This window comes from Mycolicibacterium anyangense (assembly GCF_010731855.1).
Classification (GTDB): Bacteria; Actinomycetota; Actinomycetes; order Mycobacteriales; family Mycobacteriaceae; genus Mycobacterium; species Mycobacterium anyangense.
This window is the reverse complement of sequence record NZ_AP022620.1, coordinates 4,794,791-4,814,173: the sequence shown is the minus strand read 5'-3', so window position 1 is coordinate 4,814,173 and position 19,383 is coordinate 4,794,791. Positions and strand designations below refer to the sequence as shown.

Annotated in this window: 20 protein-coding genes; 9 read left to right on the top strand and 11 right to left on the bottom strand. The window is 67.4% G+C overall.

The annotated features are described in order from the left end of the window. Window positions 1–32 precede the first annotated feature (32 nt). Window positions 33–2,111: an MMPL family transporter gene (locus G6N35_RS22670; RefSeq protein WP_163807872.1), complete on the top strand. Its 2,079-nt coding sequence runs from the start codon at window positions 33–35 to the stop codon at window positions 2,109–2,111. On the opposite strand, the gene G6N35_RS22665 is transcribed toward G6N35_RS22670, so the two are convergent. From G6N35_RS22665 to G6N35_RS22655, 3 genes are read right to left on the bottom strand one after another with little or no spacing between them, the layout of a single operon-like run. Continuing rightward, the gene (locus tag G6N35_RS22665; RefSeq protein ID WP_246224476.1) at window positions 2,093–2,779 is read right to left on the bottom strand and encodes a hypothetical protein; all 687 of its coding nucleotides are present in this window, start codon (window positions 2,777–2,779) and stop codon (window positions 2,093–2,095) included. The genes G6N35_RS22670 and G6N35_RS22665 overlap by 19 nt on opposite strands. A 19-nt stretch (window positions 2,780–2,798) precedes the next feature. Then, window positions 2,799–3,434 (bottom strand): PaaI family thioesterase, encoded by a 636-nt coding sequence (locus G6N35_RS22660; protein WP_246224474.1) that lies wholly within the window; start codon window positions 3,432–3,434, stop codon window positions 2,799–2,801. After that, a complete protein-coding gene (locus G6N35_RS22655) occupies window positions 3,431–4,726 on the bottom strand; it encodes an adenylosuccinate synthase (protein ID WP_163806275.1) in 1,296 nt (431 codons plus the stop codon). Before G6N35_RS22655 ends, G6N35_RS22660 begins: the two co-directional genes overlap by 4 nt. A 79-nt stretch (window positions 4,727–4,805) precedes the next feature. On the opposite strand from G6N35_RS22655, the gene G6N35_RS22650 reads away from it, so the two are divergent. Beyond that, a complete protein-coding gene (locus tag G6N35_RS22650; protein WP_163806274.1) occupies window positions 4,806–5,414 on the top strand; it encodes a peptidase M50 in 609 nt (202 codons plus the stop codon). 37 nt (window positions 5,415–5,451) lie between these two features. Next, complete coding sequence (locus G6N35_RS22645) at window positions 5,452–6,231, top strand: site-2 protease family protein (protein ID WP_163806273.1); 780 nt, start codon at window positions 5,452–5,454, stop codon at window positions 6,229–6,231. Between the two features lie 143 nt (window positions 6,232–6,374). Here G6N35_RS22645 and G6N35_RS22640 read toward each other — a convergent pair whose 3' ends face one another. Beyond that, entirely contained in the window at window positions 6,375–7,013 is a 639-nt protein-coding gene (locus G6N35_RS22640; protein ID WP_163807869.1) for a TetR/AcrR family transcriptional regulator, read from the bottom strand. A gap of 142 nt (window positions 7,014–7,155) precedes the next feature. Here G6N35_RS22640 and G6N35_RS22635 point away from each other — a divergent pair, with 142 nt between their 5' ends. Both G6N35_RS22635 and G6N35_RS22630 read left to right on the top strand, forming a co-directional pair. Next, the gene (locus tag G6N35_RS22635; protein ID WP_163806272.1) at window positions 7,156–8,052 is read left to right on the top strand and encodes a cation diffusion facilitator family transporter; all 897 of its coding nucleotides are present in this window, start codon (window positions 7,156–7,158) and stop codon (window positions 8,050–8,052) included. Between the two features lie 5 nt (window positions 8,053–8,057). Further along, window positions 8,058–9,830, top strand: coding sequence for an FUSC family protein (locus tag G6N35_RS22630; protein ID WP_163806271.1), 1,773 nt, complete (start codon window positions 8,058–8,060; stop codon window positions 9,828–9,830). Here the strand turns inward: G6N35_RS22630 and G6N35_RS22625 are convergent. After that, the gene (locus G6N35_RS22625; protein ID WP_163806270.1) at window positions 9,827–10,243 is read right to left on the bottom strand and encodes a DUF3151 domain-containing protein; all 417 of its coding nucleotides are present in this window, start codon (window positions 10,241–10,243) and stop codon (window positions 9,827–9,829) included. The genes G6N35_RS22630 and G6N35_RS22625 overlap by 4 nt on opposite strands. 91 nt (window positions 10,244–10,334) lie before the next feature. On the opposite strand from G6N35_RS22625, the gene G6N35_RS22620 reads away from it, so the two are divergent. After that, a complete protein-coding gene (locus G6N35_RS22620; protein ID WP_163806269.1) occupies window positions 10,335–11,069 on the top strand; it encodes an Rv0361 family membrane protein in 735 nt (244 codons plus the stop codon). A gap of 59 nt (window positions 11,070–11,128) precedes the next feature. Here the strand turns inward: G6N35_RS22620 and fbaA are convergent, their stop codons facing one another. Then, window positions 11,129–12,166, bottom strand: coding sequence for a class II fructose-bisphosphate aldolase (gene fbaA / locus G6N35_RS22615; protein ID WP_163806268.1), 1,038 nt, complete (start codon window positions 12,164–12,166; stop codon window positions 11,129–11,131). Window positions 12,167–12,275: 109 nt separating this feature from the next. Here fbaA and G6N35_RS22610 point away from each other — a divergent pair, with 109 nt between their 5' ends. Together G6N35_RS22610 and G6N35_RS22605 are read left to right on the top strand one after the other, a co-directional pair. Further along, the gene (locus G6N35_RS22610; protein WP_163806267.1) at window positions 12,276–12,935 is read left to right on the top strand and encodes a VTT domain-containing protein; all 660 of its coding nucleotides are present in this window, start codon (window positions 12,276–12,278) and stop codon (window positions 12,933–12,935) included. Between the two features lie 92 nt (window positions 12,936–13,027). Next, a complete protein-coding gene (locus G6N35_RS22605) occupies window positions 13,028–13,282 on the top strand; it encodes a hypothetical protein (protein WP_163806266.1) in 255 nt (84 codons plus the stop codon). Between the two features lie 12 nt (window positions 13,283–13,294). On the opposite strand, the gene G6N35_RS22600 is transcribed toward G6N35_RS22605, so the two are convergent. Continuing rightward, window positions 13,295–13,594 (bottom strand): hypothetical protein, encoded by a 300-nt coding sequence (locus G6N35_RS22600; RefSeq protein WP_163806265.1) that lies wholly within the window; start codon window positions 13,592–13,594, stop codon window positions 13,295–13,297. Between the two features lie 55 nt (window positions 13,595–13,649). Beyond that, on the bottom strand, window positions 13,650–14,324 hold the full coding sequence (locus tag G6N35_RS22595; RefSeq protein ID WP_163806264.1) for an envelope biogenesis lipoprotein LpqN: 675 nt from the start codon (window positions 14,322–14,324) through the stop codon (window positions 13,650–13,652). 192 nt (window positions 14,325–14,516) lie between these two features. On the opposite strand from G6N35_RS22595, the gene G6N35_RS22590 reads away from it, so the two are divergent. After that, entirely contained in the window at window positions 14,517–15,173 is a 657-nt protein-coding gene (locus G6N35_RS22590) for a TetR family transcriptional regulator (RefSeq protein ID WP_163806263.1), read from the top strand. A gap of 84 nt (window positions 15,174–15,257) precedes the next feature. On the opposite strand, the gene G6N35_RS22585 is transcribed toward G6N35_RS22590, so the two are convergent. The 3 genes from G6N35_RS22585 to G6N35_RS22575 form a co-directional block, all read right to left on the bottom strand. Further along, window positions 15,258–16,391: an XdhC family protein gene (locus G6N35_RS22585; RefSeq protein WP_163806262.1), complete on the bottom strand. Its 1,134-nt coding sequence runs from the start codon at window positions 16,389–16,391 to the stop codon at window positions 15,258–15,260. A gap of 77 nt (window positions 16,392–16,468) precedes the next feature. Continuing rightward, window positions 16,469–18,283, bottom strand: coding sequence for a Na+/H+ antiporter NhaA (gene nhaA, locus G6N35_RS22580; RefSeq protein ID WP_246224472.1), 1,815 nt, complete (start codon window positions 18,281–18,283; stop codon window positions 16,469–16,471). After that, entirely contained in the window at window positions 18,280–19,380 is a 1,101-nt protein-coding gene (locus G6N35_RS22575; RefSeq protein ID WP_163806260.1) for a glycoside hydrolase family 76 protein, read from the bottom strand. Before G6N35_RS22575 ends, nhaA begins: the two co-directional genes overlap by 4 nt. Window positions 19,381–19,383 lie beyond the last annotated feature (3 nt).

Genomic DNA, 19,383 nt, shown 5'->3' with positions numbered 1-19,383 from the left:
GCATGCGGAAGACGCCTCACCCCACCCCGCCGATGTGGGAACGCATCGGCGAGCTGCTCTCCGTCCGCTTCTCCTGGGTCATCGCGCTGCTCGTGGCCCTGATCGGTGTCGGACTGATGGGCGCACTCGGTCAGAGCGCCTCGGACGACACATCCCCGGTCTCGCTGCCGCCGGGCGCCGAGTCGGCGAAGGTCGCCGCCCTGCTCGAGGAGTTCCCCGGCGGCGACCAGGCACCGGTGATCCTGGTGGTCACCCGTGGCGACGGTGGCGCCCTGTCGCCGGCGGATCTGGCCGCCGCCGACGCGGCACGGGGCCGGATGCTGTCCGTCGCTGGCAGCCCCGGCGGTCCCCCGATCCCGGTGGTGCCGTCGACCGACGGTCAGGCCGCGCTGGCGCCGGTGCCACTGGACTCCACGCTGTCCGGGTTCGCGCTCAGCGACAAGGTGAAGGAGCTGCGCGCGACGGCCAAGGACGGTCTGCCCGGCGATCTGGTGGCCAATGTCACCGGCGGCCCGGCGTTCGGCGCCGATATCGCCAATGCCTTCTCCGGTGCCAATGTCACGCTGCTCGCGGTCACCGGTGCGGTGGTCGCACTGTTGTTGATCATCACCTACCGCTCCCCCGTGCTCTGGCTGGTGCCGTTGCTAGTGATCGCCTTCGCCGACCGGGTGGCCGCCGTTCTCGGCTCGGCCATCGCCGACGCCAGCGGAATGACCGCGGATGGATCGACGTCGGGGATCACCAGCGTGCTGGTGTTCGGCGCGGGCACCAACTATGCGCTGCTGCTTATTTCGCGCTACCGGGAGGAACTGCGGCGCAATGACAATCACCGCCTGGCCCTACAGACGGCCGTTCGGCACGCCGGTCCGGCGATCGCGGCCAGCAACGCCACCGTCGTACTGGCATTGCTGACTCTGTTGTTCGCCTCCTCACCGAGCACCCGCAGCCTCGGCGTGCAAGCCGCCGCAGGCCTACTCGTGGCCGCGGTGTTCGTGCTGCTGGCACTCCCACCGCTGCTGGCGCTGTTCGGCCGAAAGCTGTTCTGGCCCTTCATCCCCAAGGCCGGCGCCGACGAGATCACCACTACCGGGGCATGGCATCGGGTGGCCGACTGGGTGTCCCGGCACGCCAGCCGGGTGGCTGTCGCCTCGATCGCCGTGCTCGCAGTACTGGCCGCCGGCTTGCTGGCCACTCCGATCGGCCTCAACCAGATCGACCAGTTCCGGGTGAGCGCCGATTCGGTGACCGGCTTCAAGACCCTCTCGGCGCACTACCCCAGCGGCCTCACCGACCCGACCCGCGTGATCGGCAGCACCGACAAGGCCGGTGCGGTCGCCCAGGCGATCCAGGCAACCCCGGGCGTGGTGTCGGTGAACACCGCCGGTCAGACCGCCACCGGGCTGACCCAGTGGCAGGTCGTCACCGACGCCGCCCCTGCTTCGACGAAGGCGTTCGATACTGTTGTCGCCCTTCGTGATTCGGTCAAGAAGGCCGACCCCGGAGCGCTGGTGGGTGGATCGGACGCCCAGGCGCTGGACGCCAAAACCGCAGCCGTCCATGACCGCTGGGTGGTGATACCGGCCATCCTCATCGTGGTGCTGGCCGTGCTCTACGTGCTGCTGCGGGCAGCCCTGGCGCCCTTGGTATTGGTGGCGGCCACCGTGCTGTCGACCATGGCCGCCCTCGGCCTGGGTGGCTGGGTCAGCGTGCACCTACTGGGCTTCCCGGCACTGGACATCAGCACCCCGCTGTTCGCTTTCCTGTTCCTGGTCGCACTCGGCGTGGACTACACCATCTTCCTGGTGACCCGGGCCAGGGAAGAGACCCCTGCGTACGGAACCCGTGGTGGCATCGTGCGGGCCGTGTCGGCCACCGGTGCGGTGATCACCAGTGCGGGAATCGTTCTGGCCGCGGTGTTCTGCGTGCTCGGGGTGCTGCCCCTGATCGTGCTGACCCAGTTGGGCATCATCGTGGGCCTGGGTATCCTGCTGGACACGTTCGTGGTCCGCACGGTGGTGATCCCGGCGTTGTTCACGTTGATCGGCCCGCGGATCTGGTGGCCGGCGTTGCGCCCCGCCGAGATCGAGGAGCCTTATCGCTCCCGATTCTGATACTCGTCGCGATGACGCTCGAAAACCCCTGCGCGCGTGAGCAAGAGAACGCTGACGATCAACACCCAGACCGGGAACGCCAACGTCATCCACATGCTGATGCCGCTGGCGGTGATCAGGCCGAGCGCGGCCAGGTAGGTCAGCGCCACCAGCCAGCGCGGCATCAGCTCGGTGCGCAGCCAGATGGTGGCCAGCGAGATCATGAACACCGCAGCCATCTTGATCGCGTAGGTCTTCGACAGCGCCAGCACCGTCATCTGCCCGAAATGCGCGACGTCGGAACTGATTGCGGCCCCTCCGGTCGCGCTGTTGGTACCTGCCAGGCCGGCCCCCACCGCCGAGGTCGCGAACATCATCGCCAGGAACAGCAGACCACTGCCCAGGAACACGGTGGAGAAGAACCGGTCCTCGTAGCGGCCGAAGCCATCGCGGATGACGCCGATGAACCACAGGAAGCTGATACCGGCGAACGGCATCAGCTTGGCGGCCAGATCCATCTTCGCGCTACCGGCCTCCAGCCACTGCGATCCGGGTGCGGCTCCCTCGGGCAGCGATGTGCGGATGAGGATCAACGTCGTACCGAACAGCACGGCGAACAGCACTCCGGCAGCGGCAGCAGCGCGCGGAGTGGTCAGCGCCTTGAGTGTTCTGGATCGGTGTTCAACCACGCCGCCATGGTGACAGATGTCAGGGCTGGCCGGGCAGCAGACGCACCATCAAGCCGTGGGCCTGCGCCAGGATCGTGCCGTCGGGAGCAGTCAGCTCGGCGTTGACGAACGCCTTGCGTCCCTCGACGCGGTCCAGCCAACCCCGCACCGTCAGCGCAACGTCGATCGGCGTGACGTTGCGGTAGTCCACATGCAGGAACGCGGTGCGGCTGATCGGCCGCCCGGTGGCGTGGATGACCATGCCGAACATCGAGTCGAACATCAGCGGCAGCACCCCGCCGTGCACGGCATAGTTCCCGCCGACGTGGAACCGGCTGAACTGCACCGTTACCTCGACACCCTCGGGAGCCATCGTGACGAGCCGGAACGGCGGCATCAGCAGGCTCCCACCACCGGGCAGGTCCGGCACCCGGCTGGCGGGCCCAACTCCCTCGGCCGCCTCGAACGGCTCGAGCAGGGCGGCGAGTTCCTCGGCGCGTTCGGCAGCCGTCACCCAGGTGTCGCTATCGGCGTCGGCCGACACCGCGAGGTCCTGGATTCGGCGCATGGCCTCGACGAAGCGGCCGAACCCGGGGCCCGGATCAGCCGGCTGGAACTTCGGGAATCCCCCGTGCTTGTAGTAGTCGGGATCCGGCTGTATGTCGTCGGCGCTCACCTGGGTGCCAGAACATCGCGGCGCACGATGGTCTGGTCCCGGCCCGGCCCCACTCCGATGCACGAAACATGCGCTCCGGCAAGCTCTTCCAGACGCAACACGTAGTCGCGCGCCTTGGCGGGCAGGTCGTCGAACTCACGGGCCCCCGAAATGTCCTCCCACCAGCCGGGCAGTTCCTCGTAGATCGGCTCGGCGCGGGCGATGTCGCTCTGGGTCATCGGCATCTCGCTGGTGCGCTTGCCGTCGACCGTGTAGCCGACGCAGACGGGCACCGTCTCCAAGCTGGAGAGCACGTCGAGCTTGGTCAGGAAGTAGTCGGTGATCCCGTTGACGCGTGTGGCGTAGCGGGCGATGACGGCATCGAACCAGCCGCAGCGGCGCGGCCGCCCGGTGGTGACACCGACCTCACCACCGGTCTTGGACAGGTAGGCGCCGTACTCGTCGAAAAGCTCGGTCGGGAACGGACCCGAGCCCACCCGGGTGGTGTAGGCCTTCAGGATCCCCAGGACGGTGGTGATGCGGGTGGGCCCGATCCCGGAGCCGACGGCCGCACCGCCCGCGGTGGGGTTGGACGAGGTCACGTACGGGTAGGTGCCGTGGTCGACGTCGAGCAGCGTGCCCTGAGAGCCCTCGAGCAGAACGGTCTGCCCGGACTCCAACGCGTTGTTGAGCAGCAGCCGGGTGTCGGCGATGCGGTGCTTGAAGCCCTCGGCCTGTGCCAGCAGGTTCTCGACCACCTCGTCGGGGTCCAGCGCCTTGCGGTTGTAGATCTTGACCAGGATCTGGTTCTTCAGCTCCAGCGAGGCCCCGATCTTGGCCGCGAGCAGGTCCCGGTCCAGGACGTCGGCCACCCGGACGCCCATCCGGGCGATCTTGTCCTGGTAGCAGGGCCCGATGCCGCGCCCGGTGGTGCCGATCTTCTTGCTGCCCATGTAGCGCTCGGTGACCTTGTCGATGGCCACGTGGTAGGGCATCAGCAGATGGGCATCGGCCGAGATCAGCAGCCGCGAGGTGTCCACGCCGCGCTCATCGAGACCGGCCAGCTCGGTCAGGAGAACCCCGGGGTCGACGACGACACCGTTGCCGATGACGTTGGTGACGCCCGGGGTGAGGATGCCCGACGGGATGAGGTGCAGCGCGAAGTTCTCACCCGTCGGCAGGACCACGGTATGGCCGGCATTGTTGCCGCCCTGGTACCGCACCACCCACTGCACACGTCCACCGAGAAGGTCGGTGGCCTTTCCTTTGCCCTCGTCGCCCCACTGGGCGCCGATGAGGACGATTGCCGGCATGGCGTAATCTCCCGCTGATCTGCATAAATTCGGTCAAGCCGGTGATCTACCCTATCGGAGCGCGGGACGAGGAGTGTCGTTGACCAAGACCGATATCGCCGTGTTGCGGTTTCGGGGCCGTCGGATACCTCGGCCGCTGGCCGGTTTGCGTTGCCACGACGGGGCCGAGCCGGCCGCGATCGACGCGGCGGTCGACGGCGCGCGACGGGTCGTGGTGGTAGGTCGAGACGCCGACCTGGCGACGGTGCTGACCCGACTGCTGCGCACCGAGCGCCTCGATGTCGAGGTAGCCCATCTGGCCGGGTGGCGTGGTGCTCGCCGCGCGATCAACGCTGCGGCACAACGGGTTCCGTTGATTCGTGACGAGTCCGGCACGGTGGTGGTGGGCTCGGCGTTCTGGCTACCCCCTGGCGAGGAATCCGTGCTGCACGGCGAAGCGGTGGTCGATGACGCGGTGCTCTTCGACGGTGCGGTGACCGGCGTCCGGATCGAACCGACCGGCTCGATGCCCGGGTTGCGGGCAGCTGTGCTGTCCGGCCGGCTGCGGCCGCGGCGCTGGGTGACGGGTCGGGCCGTCCAGCTCGGCACCACCGGCGCTCGCATGGTGCGCGACGGCGTGAGTGCGCCGCGAGAGGTCAGGCGGGCCGCGTTCTATCGGCACATCACCGGGTGGCTGCGGGTCGGGTGAGCCTGACCGGGGACGACGGCGGGGGTAGCTTCGTGTCGTGAGTGTGCGCCCGCTGCACCAGTCGGTGCGTCCGAGTCCGATTTTCCTGGTCATCCTTGCCGTGACGGTGCTCGGTGGCGCATTGGCGTGGCTGGCCGCGGCAACGGTGCGGCCGATGGCCTACGTCGGGGTGTTCATCTTCGTCATCGCCGGCTGGGTGGTGTCGCTGTGTCTGCACGAGTTCGGGCACGCCTACACCGCGTGGCGCTTCGGCGACCACGACGTGGCGGTTCGCGGCTATCTGACGCTGAACCCGCTGAAGTACTCCAGCCCGCTGTTGTCGATCGGCCTGCCGCTGCTGTTCATCGCGCTAGGTGGGATCGGGCTGCCCGGCGGGGCGGTGTACGTACGCACCGGATTCATGACGCCCCGGCAGCGCACGATCGTCAGCCTGGCCGGGCCGTTCGCCAATCTGGTACTCGGGGCGGTTCTGCTGGTCGCCACGCGGTTGTTCTACGACCCGGACCACGGCGTCTTCTGGTCAGCCGTGGCGTTCCTGGGCTTTCTGCAGATCACCGCATTGTTGCTCAACATCCTGCCGATCCCCGGCCTGGACGGGTACGGGGCGCTGGAGCCGCACCTGAGCCCCGAGACGCAGCGCGCGGTGGCCCCGGCCAAGCAGTTCGGGTTCCTGATCCTGCTGGTGGTGCTGCTCGCCCCCGGACCGAACCGGTGGTTCTTCTCGCTGGTCTACGGGGTGTTCGATCTGTCCGGAGTTCCGGGGGGACTTGCCGCCATCGGCGCGCAACTGACCCGATTCTGGTCGGCCTGGATGTAAACGAAGACCGGGGTGGTCATGGCCGCAACGACCCCCTCTTTCGTTGCCGCCCCACCCCGGTCTCCATACCCCGGTAGGCATCAACAAACATACCGCTATGTATGTGAGCGTGTAAGTGACTTTGGTCCTCATCTGCCAGAGCACTACGAAGAGGGTGTCTCCAGCCACGCCCTCAAATCCGGATCCACCGCCCTGCGCAGCAGACCGGCCACCTTCTGCCACCGGTAGCGAGCCAGCCCCGGATCGGTGTCGACGAAGGCCGGGATGAGGATTCCGCGCAGGGTATCCATCGCGACGTAGACGAACTCCAGCATGGCGTCGTGCAGATGCCGCGGAACCGACTCGAGCACCGCCGCCGTCACCGCACTGGCCGCGATCGGGGCAAACTTCGAGACCTCGCGGGCCAACTCGGGATCCGTCCGCCCGGCAACCCAAAGTTCCACTACTGGAACGAATCCCGGTGCCGCGTGCACATCCCAGATGAGGTCCAGGATCGCGCCGATGGGATCTGAGCCCCGGGTGTATCCGGCCTTGAAACCGGTCACCACCGTGGTGACGGTTCTGGCCGTCATGTGATGCATGGCGGCGGCCATCATTTCATGCTTGGAGCCGAAATGGTGGATCTGCGCACCCCGGGTCAACCCTGCAACCTCAGCGATTCGCGGAGTGGTCGTGCCCGCATAGCCGTATCTCGTCAAGCACTCGATGGTGGCGTCCAGCAGGCGTGCACGGGTCGAGGCGCTGCGCTCTTCCTGAGTGCGCCTGGGCTTGGCGGGCTGCATCGGCACGGCTGAAATCCTACTGTTGGTCCGAATTAGTACGAGGTTACGTTCCCAATGGTATGTAAATTTCGCCCAGCACGGGGAAATGGTCCCAACACGGGACGCTTGCGACATATGCGATTCTGCGCATATATTTCTGCGCATGGGAGCCGGACACGACCACAGCCATGGCGGGGACACCCGGGTGAGCAGGATGCTCATCGCGGCGGCCATTCTGACCGTCTTCTTCATCGTCGAACTGACGACCGCGCTGATGATCGGGTCGATCGCCCTGCTCGCCGACGCCGGACACATGCTGACCGACCTGGTCGCCATGTTCATGGGCCTGACCGCGGTGCTACTGGCCCGGCACGGCCCCGCCTCGGCGGCCCGGACCTACGGCTGGCATCGCGCCGAGGTGTTCACCGCCGTCGCGAACGCGGTCCTGCTGATCGGCGTCGCCGTGTTCATCCTCTACGAGGCCATCGAGCGCCTCGGCAACGCGCCCGAAATCCCGGGCGCCCCGATGATCGTGGTAGCGGTGGCGGGCCTGGTCGCCAACCTGGCCGTGGTCCTGTTGTTGCGATCGCAGTCCGAAGAGAGCCTGGCCGTCAAAGGCGCCTACATGGAGGTCGTCGCCGATACGGTCGGCAGTATCGGCGTGCTGATCGCCGGCATCGTCACGGTTACCACCAGCTGGCCCTACGCCGATGTCGTGGTCGCGGTCTTCGTCGCGCTGTGGGTGCTGCCCCGGGCGATCTCGCTGGCCCGGTCAGCGTTACGGATCCTGTCCGAATCATCGCCCGCTCATATCGACGTCGACGAGTTGCGCTCGGCATTGGCCGCGGTCGACGGGGTCACCGAGGTGCACGATCTTCATGTATGGACGCTGGTGCCCGGCAAGGACATGGTCACCGCGCACCTGACCAGCACGGGAGACTCCGACCGGGTGCTCGACGACGCCAGGGCGGTGCTGGCCGCCCGCGGGCTCGCGCATGCGACCGTTCAGGTCGAGCCGCCCGGCTGCGCCGACGACTGCCCGGGTCAGACGGACTGGTGAGCTAGTTGAACAAGCCGCCGCGCTGGCCCATCGGACTGCGCGCGGCGATCAGCACCGCCATTCCAGTCACCGCGGGATGGGCTGCGGGTGCCATGGGCTCCGGACTGATCGCCACCCTCGGCGCGTTCACGTCCCGCTTCGGCGGCGACCGGCCCTACGCCAACCGCGGTATCGAGCTCGCGACCGTAGCGGTATCGATCGCCGCTGCCGTCACCCTGGGCGGTTGGTCGGCTCGGGTTCCGTGGCTCGGGGTGCTGGTGGTGTCCCTGGTCGCCGTCGCGGCGGTGTGGCTGTGTAACGCGCTGGCCGTCGGACCGCCCGGCGCGTACATCTTCGTGGTCGCCTGCGCCGCCGGAATCGGGGCTTCTGCCGCACACCTGGCGCCCTGGACGCTCGGACTGCTGGTACTCGGCGGCGGGGCGGTGGCCTGGCTGGTGCAGATGTCCGGAGCGGTGTTCGGCTTTCGCAAGCCCGAGCGCGCCGCGGTTGCGGCCGCCGCCGAGGCCGTCGCCGATTACCTCGAGGCCATGAACTCCCCCGGGGAACGCCCGGCCCGCCACCGCGCCGCCGCAGCGCTGCACCGATCGTGGCGCGTGCTGGTGAATTATCAACCGCTGCAAGCCCGCCCGAGCAGCATCCTGCATCGGCTGCGGGCGGCGAACCACGCGGTGCATGTGTTGTTCGCGACGGCGGTCACCACCACAGGACCGAACGCTATTCCGGCTCCCGAGACCGCCGAGCTGGCACGCCGGCTCGGCGCACTGCAGATGGCGCCGGAGGATGTCGCGCCTCGGGACGCCGCACGGATACCGCTGGGTAGTCCGCCGGTGCTCACCGTGCTGCGCCGCGCAGTCACCCCGGGATCGCCGGTGCGCCACATCATGCAGCGCGTCGGCGTCGGCGCCGCGCTGGCCGGTGCGGCGGCGATGGCGCTGGGGGTCGACCACGCCTACTGGGCGATGTCGGCCGCGGTACTGGTGCTGCATCAGGGCACCGACCGCAGCCGCACCCTGCGCCGGGGAGCCGAACGGCTGCTGGGCACCTGGGTGGGCCTCGGGCTGGCCGGACTGATCCTGTCGCTACACCCCCACGACCTCTGGTTGGTGCTACTGCTAGCGCTGCTGAACTTCACCATCGAGGTGCTGGTAACCCGAAACTATTCGCTGGCAACGGTTTTCATCACCACAGCCGCGCTGACGATCTCGTCGGGCACCCACCCCGCCGACATCGGGCGCCTGTTGCTGGCTCGCGGAATCGACACGTTGATGGGCTGCGCGATCGGGGTGGCCGTCTACCTGGTCGCGGCTCGCTGGCAGGAGGCCACCCGGTTGACCGACGCGATCGCGCGCACCCTGGACGCGGCAGCGCAGGTACTCCCCTACGTCGCCGCCGGCGACACCGTCGGGCTGGCGGCGCGGGCGGCCCGCCGGGACCTGCAGATCGCCGCGATCGCGCTCATGGAGTCCGGCGAGGCCGCCAAGGCCGGGTCGGTGCGGCAACAAGCGATCGCACAGCAGTTGCTGCCCGCGGTGACCGCGACCGAGCAGCTGGCCTACCGGACGATCGCGGCTTGCTGGACCATCGAGCACCGCCCCGACGGCACCGAGTTCGGCCGAACGCTGTTCGGCGGCCGACCGGCCCAACCGCATGTCGAGGCGCTCGCGGCGCTGGCGACCGCCGTACGCACCGGCGCCGCTGTGCCCGCGGACGGCGATCACCTGCTGTTCCTGGCCGACGAGATCGGCGACCTGCGCCAGGCGCTGACCGCCGACCGTTAGGCGAGGCCGAGCTCGGCGCGGGCCGACGGATCGCAGTCGTCGAGCAGGTCCAGGCAACGGGCGTACTCGTCGGTCTCGCCGATGGTGTCGGCAGCGCGGGCCAGGGCGGCCACACAACGCAGGAAACCCCGGTTGGGTTCGTGCTGGTAGGGCACCGGACCGAAACCCTTCCACCCGTTGCGCCGCAACTGGTCGAGGCCGCGGTGGTAGCCGGTGCGGGCGTAGGCATAGGCGGTGACGGCCTTGTCCTCGGCCAGTGCGTCCTCGGCCAGGCACGCCCATGCCACCGACGCCGACGGATGCGCCGCCGCCACGATCGCCGGCTTCTCCCCTGCCTCCAGCGCGGCCTCGGCCTCGATATCGCCGGGCAGCAGTACTGGTGCGGGGCCGAGCAGGTCACCAAATGACGTCATGTGGCCATTGTGCCGTGCCGCCGCGGCCCGGTGGCACACCCCAACCGATAGGGTCAGTACCACCAGCTCCCGAGGAGGACCGCAGCACGCCATGTCGAACCCGTCCGGGCCCGACCACGACGCCGATCAACCCGTCGTCGACGACAACGGCGGCCAGCCGCCCGGGGACGTCGACGGCGCCACCGAGGTGATCGCGGCAGCTGATCCCACACCCGAACGTCGTTACACCGCACCGGGTTTCGACGCGGGCTCGACGCAGATCATCGACCGCCCGCCGCCGGACCCGGAGACCGAGATCCTCTCGACCCCGACCGAGGTCTTTTCAATCGCCGAACAACCGATCCGCACCGGCCCGCAGGAGATCCTCCCGCGCGTCCCGCTGACGCGGCGGCGCAGCTGGGGCGTGGTGATCGCGGTGATCGCCGGCATCGCGGTGCTGGCGGCGGTGATCATCGTGGCCGTCATCCTGCTGACCCGCGGCAACACCACGAAGGTGTCCCAGGAAGAACTCGTCCGCACCACGATCCACGACTTCGACACCGCCGTGCAGACCGGCGACCTGGCCACGCTACGCACCATTACCTGCGGCGTCACCAGGGACGGCTACGTCAACTACGACGACCGGGCCTGGTCCGACACCCACGCCCGGGTCGCCGCCGCCCGCCAGTACCCGGTGGTCGCCAGTATCGACGAGGTTGTCGTCAACGGCGAGCACGCGGAAGCCAACGTCACCTCGTTCATGGCGTTCGATCCCGCGACCCGGTCGACCCGCAGCTTCGACCTGCAGTTCCGCGACAACCAGTGGAAGATCTGCCAGTCGTCGTAGCGATTTCGGCGCGCTGTCGTCGCTGAGCGACGGCAAGCGCGCCGAAATCGCTGGTCGAGCTAGCCGGCGGAGACACTCCGGCCGGCGCTGTGCAGGTCGTTGCAGGCCTCGACCACCCGCTCGGACATGCTGGCCTCGGCCTTCTTGAGGTAGCTGCGCGGATCGTAGGTCTTCTTGTTGCCGACCTCGCCGTCAACCTTGAGCACACCGTCGTAGTTGCTGAACATGTGCGCGGCGATCGGCCGGGTGAAGGCGTACTGGGTGTCGGTATCGACATTCATCTTCACCACGCCGTACTTCAGCGAGTCCTCGATCTCAGACTTCAGCGAACCCGAGCCGCCGTGGAACACGAAGTCGAACGGCTTGGAGCCCTCCGGCAGACCCAGCTTGGCCGACGCGACGCGCTGACCCTCGGCGAGCACCTCGGGCTTGAGGACGACGTTGCCCGGCTTGTACACGCCGTGCACGTTGCCGAACGTCGCGGCCAGCAGATACTTGCCGTGCTCTCCCGCGCCGAGCGCCTCGATGGTGGCCTCGAAGTCCTCGGAGCTGGTGTACAGCTTCTCGTTGATCTCGGCCTCGACACCGTCCTCTTCACCGCCGACCACGCCGATCTCGACCTCGAGGATGATCTTGGCGGCAGCAGCCTGCTTGAGCAGTTCCTGGGCGATCGACAGGTTCTCCCCGATCGGCACCGCAGAGCCGTCCCACATGTGCGACTGGAACAGCGGATCCTGGCCCTTGGCCACTCGGTCAGCCGAGATCGCCAGCAGCGGGCGCACGTAGGTGTCCAGCTTGTCCTTGGGGCAGTGATCGGTGTGCAGCGCCACCGTGATCGGGTACTTCGCCGCGATCACGTGGGCGAACTCCGCCAGCGCAACCGCGCCGGTGACCATGTCCTTGACCCCCAGGCCGGAGCCGAACTCCGCACCTCCGGTCGAGAACTGGATGATGCCGTCGCTGCCGGCGTCGGCGAAACCCTTGATGGCGGCGTTGATGCTCTCCGAGCCGACGCAGTTGATCGCCGGGAACGCGAAGGAGTGTTCCTTGGCGCGAGCCAGCATCTCCGCGTAGACCTCGGGTGTGGCGATGGGCATGGCACGTCCTCTCCGCAGTTCGTGGTCAGTCTGTTGGTCGTCGCAAGAAGTATCGCAAAGAGCTGCGGGCGGGGTGTCGCCAGAACGGGGACCGGTATCTTGGGGCCTCATGACCACCACCGTGTTGGCCCTGCCCAGCATCATGGATCCGATGTACTGGCTCGGCGAAGGCGGTCTATTCGCCTCCGCGGTACTGCCGGGCATCCTCGTCATCGTCTTCATCGAGACCGGGCTGCTGTTCCCGCTCCTGCCGGGTGATTCACTGCTGTTCACCGGTGGACTGCTGGCCGCCGCCCCCCATCCCCCGGTCAACATCTGGGTGCTGGTGATCGCGGTCTCGCTGGTGGCGATCCTCGGCGATCAGTGCGCCTACTTCATCGGCCGGCGGATCGGTCCGGCCCTGTTCGATAAAGAGGACTCCCGTTTCTTCAAGAAGCATTACGTGACGGAGTCGCACGCCTTCTTCGAGAAGCACGGCCCGAAGACCATCATCATGGCGCGCTTCGTGCCGATCGTGCGCACCTTCACACCTGTGCTGGCCGGGGTGTCCTATATGCGCTACCCGGTCTTCCTCGGCTTCGACATCGTCGGCGGTATCGCCTGGGGTGGCGGCGTCACCCTGCTCGGCTATTTCTTGGGCAACGTGCCGTTCGTGAAGAACAACCTCGAGTTGATGATCCTGCTGATCGTTTTCCTGTCGATCCTGCCGGCGCTGATCACGGTGGGTCGAAACGTCATCGCGCGGCGACGGCCTGCCGAAGGCGACTAAACCGCCTCCAGCGTTTTCCCAGCGAATGGCCAGCAGTTCTGCCAGGAAACACCTCTAGCTTTGCGGAATCTGTACGAAAGGACACAGGTTTCATGAAGCTTCTCGTCAAGGCAGCCGCGGTGGCAGCCGGTATCGGTATGGCGACCCTGTTCGGCGGCACGGCGGTCGCGTTCGCGGGGAGCCCGACGACCACGCTGACGATCCAGGACGGCAGCAGCGGCGCCGACGGAGCGGCCATCGATTCTGATGGCACCCAGGGTTCATACAAGACGGCGATGGACGGCTCGGAGACCGGTCCGATCATGGTGGCGACACCGCAGGACAAGGCGCACGCCACCAGCCACTGACCCGTCAGGTCATCACGGCCAGGACGACGGCGCCGGCCCGGCCGGCGGCATCGGCTTCAGATTGGCGCCGGGCATCTGCGAGTTCTGCAGACCTGCCATACACAGTCCGAGCCGCCCGGGAAGGCAGACGCCTCCAGTGCCGGAGATCTGCGTCTGCGACTGCGACCAGCACACCCCCGTCGTGGGGTCCAATACCTGACCGCCCCCGCACTGAGCACTTGCCTGGGGCGCCGCGACCAGCGGCATGGCCAGTAGCCCTGCGGCACAGACCGAGGCGAGCAGCGCGCCAGGAGCCTTGATTCGGGTTTTCATGTCGATACTTCTCCGTCGATGAGCAGGGCTGAGTAGGTGTCGAATCAAGCGACCGTCACGCCGGCGGGGTGATCGTGGTCTTCTCGTCGATCAGATTGGCGGCGTCGATGATGACGCCCTGCTGCCCATCGAGGGCGTCGGCATTGAGCTGCAGTACGAATAGTGCGTCCTTGCCCGGAACCACCACGGTCTTCTGTGCGGCGATGCGCTGCTTCCCATCCCGGGTGTAGGTACCAGCCGATTGAACGGCGTCGAACCCGCCCAGTGACGTCTTCTTGGTATCGCCGACCGGCTTGAAGTCCGGCAGCGCCTTCAGCTGGTTGGGCGCATACTCGAGAACCTTTGCCGCCTCGACGTTTCCGGTCAGCTTCGAGGCGATCGCATACATGATCGGCGGGTCATTGGGATCCACCGGCTTGTCGTAGACGATGGCTCCGTAGGCCCAGTCGGGGGTCTTGTCACCGGCCAGGCTCCAGTCGGGCGGGAAGGGGAAGTTGAAGTCCGGTGTCCCGGGGTCTTTGGGTTTGAAGGGCGTCTCGGCAATCTTGTTCTGGGTGATGTACTCGTTGATCGTGATGGCCGACCCCGCAACGGGTGTCGCAGTCGACGACGTCACCGCACTCGTCGATGCCGCTTCCGACTTCTCGGTCTTGGTCGTCGAGGAGCAACCGACCACCATGAGACTCACCGACACCAGCCCCGCCGTCGCCACAGCCGCAATGTTCTTCATTGGGCGCTCTCTCCTTCGGTCGTATTGATCGGCAGACTAGGCTGGCGGGCCGCAATCCCGCGGCCGACTTCACTTTCCGGCGGACCTGTCTTTGCTTGGTGAAGCACTTCCAGCAGCTCAGCAGCCTCGCCAACGGATTTATTGACGCTTCCGTCACGTAATATGTATTCAAATTGGAGGTGCACTGTCCCGATGGCGATCCAGGCCAGGGCCGAAGTTACTCGGCAAAGCATTATCGACGCTGCTGTCAGCGTGTTCGACGAGGTCGGCTACGGCAAGACCGGGCTGTCCGACATCATGAGCCGGGCCGGCGTGACCAAGGGTGGCTTCTACTATCACTTCGCCACCAAGGACGCCGTCGCCGCCGCCATCATCGAGGAAGCGGCCGCCGAGATCCGGGCTCAATTCCAGACCATCGTCGACTCCTCGTCGTCGCCCGCATTGGACAACCTGATCCGCGCATCCTTCTATGTGGTTGCCATTACCGCGACTGACAATCGGATCAGAGTTGCCAACATGCTGCGCCAGTCCCTGACCCACGTCAGTGATGCCGGACCGGCGAGCTATCCGGCCGAGCGGGCCATTCTGCTCCGCGCCGTCGAGAAGGCGATGGCCGAAGGTGGATTGCAGGCCGACGTCGACCCGGACGCAGTGGCGCAGGCGATCTGGACCCTCGGCCCGGGCACGCTGCTGCTGGCCGAAGCAACCGGCGACGACGTCTTCGCACGCCTGGCCCAGGTCTGGACGGTACTGCTGCGGGGAATGGTGGTACCCGAATTGCTCACTCATACAACTGATTTCGTTGACCTTATGACGCGCCAGCATTCGAAGGTTCCACGGCAACGATGACCGCCGGGAGCGCCGTCGCGCACGTCCTGACCGAGGTCGCGAAATTCCCGCAACTGGGATGACGCTCAGGTAGGCCGGATCCCCTTATTGGTGAGAGTCTTTGTCGTCGTGGTGAATTCGCCCGTCGATCTCAGAAAGCGGACGGCCTCCCCCGCTCCATCGGCGGGCGATGATCTCGGCGGCGATGGACACCGCGGTCTCCTGCGGCGTGCGGGCACCGAGGTCCAGTCCGATCGGGCTGGACAGTCTGCTGAGTTCAGCATCGGTCAGGCCGGCCTCGCGCAGCCGGGCTACCCGGTCGTCATGCGTCCGGCGCGATCCCATCGCCCCGACGTACCCGACGTCCAGGCGCAGTGCGACCTCCAGCAGTGGGATGTCGAACTTGGCATCGTGGGTGAGCACGCAGATGACCGTGCGGGTATCGATCGTCCGGGCCGCGACCTGGGCAGCCAGGTAGCGGTGCGGCCAGTCGACGACGACCTCGTCGGCGGTGGGAAAGCGCGCATTGGTCGCGAACAGTGGACGCGCGTCGCACACCGTGACCCGATAGCCGAGGAACGATCCCTGCTGGGCCACCGCCGCGGCGAAGTCGATGGCACCGAAGACCAGCATCCGTGGCCGCGGGGCATGGCTGGCGACGAACACCTCCATGCCCTGACCGCGCCGCTGACCGTCCGGACCGTAGGTCAACACCTCGCTGCGCCCGGCGGCGAGCAGACCCCGGGCATCGTCGATCACGGCGTCATCAGCCCGCGCGGATCCCAGCGAGCCGTCGGCCGTGTCGGGTCCGATGGCCAGCCGCCGACCCAACCAGGCCGGATCGGTATGGGCGATCACCGTGGCGACAGCCACCGGTCGATGCGCGTCGATCGCCTCGACAACTGCCTCGAGATGCGGAAACGTCTGCGAGGACACCGGTTCGATGAAGATGTCGAGGATGCCACCGCAGGTGAGGCCGACGGCGAAGGCGTCATCGTCGCTCACGCCGTAGCGCTCCAACCGCGGGAGCCCGGTCTCGACGACCTCCATGGCCGACTGGTAGACGGCACCCTCTACGCAGCCGCCGGACACCGACCCGCTGACCGTACCGTCGGGCGCGACCACCATCGCCGAGCCTGGCTGGCGAGGTGCGGAGCGGAAGGTGCGTACCACGGTGCCGACACCGGCGGTTGCGCCGGTCCGCCAGACCGCGACCAGTTCCGCGAGGACATCCTGCACATCGTCAAACCTAGGCCGAATCCGCGCTATCGGCGCACCGACGGGCGTTTGTGGTCGCGCCCAGGTTCTCGACCGGCTCAGCGCGTCCGGGTGGCCTCCAGCGCGCGGATCAGGCTGGCCGAATCATAGGGCCCCTTGTGCCGGACGCCGTTGACGAAGAACGTCGGTGTGCCGTTGAGGTCCATCACCTCGGCGTCCTGGGCGTCGTCGTCGACGCGGTGCAGCACCTTCGCCGAATGCACATCGTCATCGAATCGGGCGATGTCACAACCGACTTGGTCGGCGTAGCGGTAGATGTGCTGCCATTCCAGGAAGTCCTGGAACTCGAACATCTTGGCGCCCATCTCGAAGAACTTGCCCTGCAGCGCGGCCGCCTCACTGGCTCGCGCCGCATCTACCGAGCGCGGGTGCACCCGCTCCAGCGGCAAGTGCCGCCAGACGTAGAGCAAGTCGTCGCCGAAGTGCGCCCGCACCTCGTCGATCGACCCGGTGGCTCGACTGCAGAACGGACATTCGAAATCGCCGTACTCGACCAGGGTCAGCGGGGCGTCGACACGGCCGCGGTAGTGGTCACGATCGGGATCGATGTCGCGGACCAGCTTCAGCCCGACCGCCACCGGTGGACTCAACCGGTCGGTGAGCCGGAAGATCGCCCAGCCCAACGCGAATGCCACGACGGAGGCGGCCAGCACGCCGACCCTGGCCAGGTCCTGCGATCGGGGGTCTACGATCGCGATGTCGACGATGAACAGCGCGATGGTGAAGCCGATGCCGGACAACGCCGCCCCACCGGCCACCCGCCGCAGGGTCAGCCCAGGCGCCAGCCGGCCCAGGCCCGTCCGCTGCACCAGCCAGGTCGCACCGGTGATGCCGATCAGCTTGCCGGCCACCAGGCCGACGACCACACCCCACGTCAGCGGTGAGCGCGCCGCCTCCGTGATCGTGCCGGCGTCCAGGTGTACGCCCGCGTTGGCGAGCGCGAACACCGGCAACACCGCGAACGAGACGTACGGACTGAACGCGGTGACGAGCCGCTCGTTGATCGAGATCGAATCTCGCAGGCTGCGGGTGGCGGCGCGGGCGTACTGCGAGTTCGGCGACTGACGGAACACGCGGATCACCTCGACGGCCGCCTCGACTCGCTGGCGTTCCGGGGTGAACACCGGAATGACCAGCGCCACGGCCACCCCGGCCAGCGTCGGGTGTACGCCCCCGGCAAAAAGTGCTAGCCACAGCCCCACGGCCAGAACCGAATACGCCAGACCACGCAGCGCAGGTGGGAGATAGCGCACCGCGATCAGACACCCGCACAGGGCGACGGCGATCACCAGCGGGACGAGATTGATCTTCTCGGAATAGAACAGTGCGATCGCCGCCAGCGCACCGACATCGTCGACCACCGCCAGCGTCAGCAGGAACGTGCGCAACCGGGCCGGATACTTCGGGGCGATGATCGCCAGCGCCCCGACCAGGAAGGCGGTGTCGGTGGAGATGACGACGCCCCAGGCACCGGCCGCCTCACCGGAGGGGTTGAACAGCAAGAAGACCAACGCGGGCAAGGTGAGTCCGGCGACCGCGGCCAGCACCGGCACCACCGCCCGGGACCGCTCGGTGAGCTCGCCGATGGTGAACTGTGCCTTGACCTCCAGCCCGACGATGAAGAAGAAGAACGCCATCAGGCCGTCGTTGACGAGTTCCTTGACCGTCAGCTCGGCGTGGACAGTACCGAAGGTCAGCCCGACCGGAGTCTCCCAGAACTCCGAATAGGTATGCGCCCAGGGGGAATTCGCCCACAGCACAGCCAGCAGGGTGAAGCCCAGCAGCAGGCCTGCGGCGGCATTCTCGCCGAAGCGTTTGGCGGTCGGGTCACGGCCGGCGCGCGAACCCCTCACTGCGACACCGTGTGCGCGGCCTCCATCAGCATCCATCCCGACAGCTGTACGGAGAGATCACGTTCCGGAGTTGCCGACGAATGCACAGCACCCTCGATGAACTGTGCCTCCGTACCGCCGGCCGCAGGTATCTCGGCAGTCCGGTCCCAGAAGGGTCCGAACAGTGGCAGCCCGTCCACGGTCTGGCGGTTGTCCCATGCCGCCTGCGCCGAGTCGTGCACGATCCGGCGCGCAGTGTCCCGGGCGGCGACGTCCTCGGCGGTCTCGCCGGGTAGCGCGGTCGCCGCTAACGCCAGATAACGGGCGGTGATCCCGGCGAACAAGCCGCCGTCACCGCCGCCGGCACCCTTGATCACCCCGTTCGGCGCCATCTGCGCGTCGATTGCGGCGACCAGCCGCCGCGCTCGTGCGGGATGCCGTTCATCGGAGGTCCGCACCGCCAGTTCGGTTTCCAGGCCCAGCACCACGCCCTGGCAGTAGGTGTACTGGGCGCGCACCAGCGAGCCACCCTTGATGCCGTCGAAGACCAGATGCGTGTCAGGGTCGATCAGCGTCTCGTCGATCCAGTCAGCCATCTGCTGGGCGCGACGCAACCGATCACCATGGCGGGCCAGGAAGATACCTGCCGGGCCGTTGGCGGGAGCGTTGAAGAACTGATCCTGCTTGCGCCAAGGGATTCCGCCACCGTCCTCCGGCACCCAGGACTTCACGAATTGCTCACCGAGAGTCTTCAGTGCACGTTCACGGTCGATGCCGACCAACCGGCCGGCACGCTCCAGGGCCAGGGCCAGCCAGGCCATGTCGTCGTAGTAGCTGTTGGTCCACCGGCCGTTGTTGCGGATCCGGTGTCCGCGAATCTGCCGGGAAATACTGGTCAGTCGCTGGGGCTGCGGGTCGCGCAGCTGGGCGTCGACCAGACAATCCAGCAGATGAGCCTGCCACCAGTAGTGCCAGGTGCCGTACAGCGAGTCGCGGCGAGTGGGCGGCCACCCGACGACTCCGAGTTGCGCACCGGGTAGCTGCCAGAGCCGTTTGAGGTGTCGTCGTGCAACGGCCGCCTCAGCGCTGGCCGCCCGGTTCGCCCACAGCTGGTCCATGGT

Bases quoted from the DNA above. Each gene is read 5' to 3' on its own strand.
- G6N35_RS22670 (WP_163807872.1), top strand. From the start codon at position 33: ATGTGGGAACGCATCGGCGAGCTGCTCTCCGTCCGCTTCTCCTGGGTC.
- G6N35_RS22655 (WP_163806275.1), bottom strand. From the start codon at position 4,726: ATGCCGGCAATCGTCCTCATCGGCGCCCAGTGGGGCGACGAGGGCAAA.
- G6N35_RS22640 (WP_163807869.1), bottom strand. From the start codon at position 7,013: ATGCAGCCCGCCAAGCCCAGGCGCACTCAGGAAGAGCGCAGCGCCTCG.
- G6N35_RS22635 (WP_163806272.1), top strand. From the start codon at position 7,156: ATGGGAGCCGGACACGACCACAGCCATGGCGGGGACACCCGGGTGAGC.
- G6N35_RS22625 (WP_163806270.1), bottom strand. From the start codon at position 10,243: ATGACGTCATTTGGTGACCTGCTCGGCCCCGCACCAGTACTGCTGCCC.
- G6N35_RS22620 (WP_163806269.1), top strand. From the start codon at position 10,335: ATGTCGAACCCGTCCGGGCCCGACCACGACGCCGATCAACCCGTCGTC.
- fbaA (WP_163806268.1), bottom strand. From the start codon at position 12,166: ATGCCCATCGCCACACCCGAGGTCTACGCGGAGATGCTGGCTCGCGCC.
- G6N35_RS22610 (WP_163806267.1), top strand. From the start codon at position 12,276: ATGACCACCACCGTGTTGGCCCTGCCCAGCATCATGGATCCGATGTAC.
- G6N35_RS22605 (WP_163806266.1), top strand. From the start codon at position 13,028: ATGAAGCTTCTCGTCAAGGCAGCCGCGGTGGCAGCCGGTATCGGTATG.
- G6N35_RS22600 (WP_163806265.1), bottom strand. From the start codon at position 13,594: ATGAAAACCCGAATCAAGGCTCCTGGCGCGCTGCTCGCCTCGGTCTGT.
- G6N35_RS22595 (WP_163806264.1), bottom strand. From the start codon at position 14,324: ATGAAGAACATTGCGGCTGTGGCGACGGCGGGGCTGGTGTCGGTGAGT.
- G6N35_RS22590 (WP_163806263.1), top strand. From the start codon at position 14,517: ATGGCGATCCAGGCCAGGGCCGAAGTTACTCGGCAAAGCATTATCGAC.
- G6N35_RS22575 (WP_163806260.1), bottom strand. From the start codon at position 19,380: ATGGACCAGCTGTGGGCGAACCGGGCGGCCAGCGCTGAGGCGGCCGTT.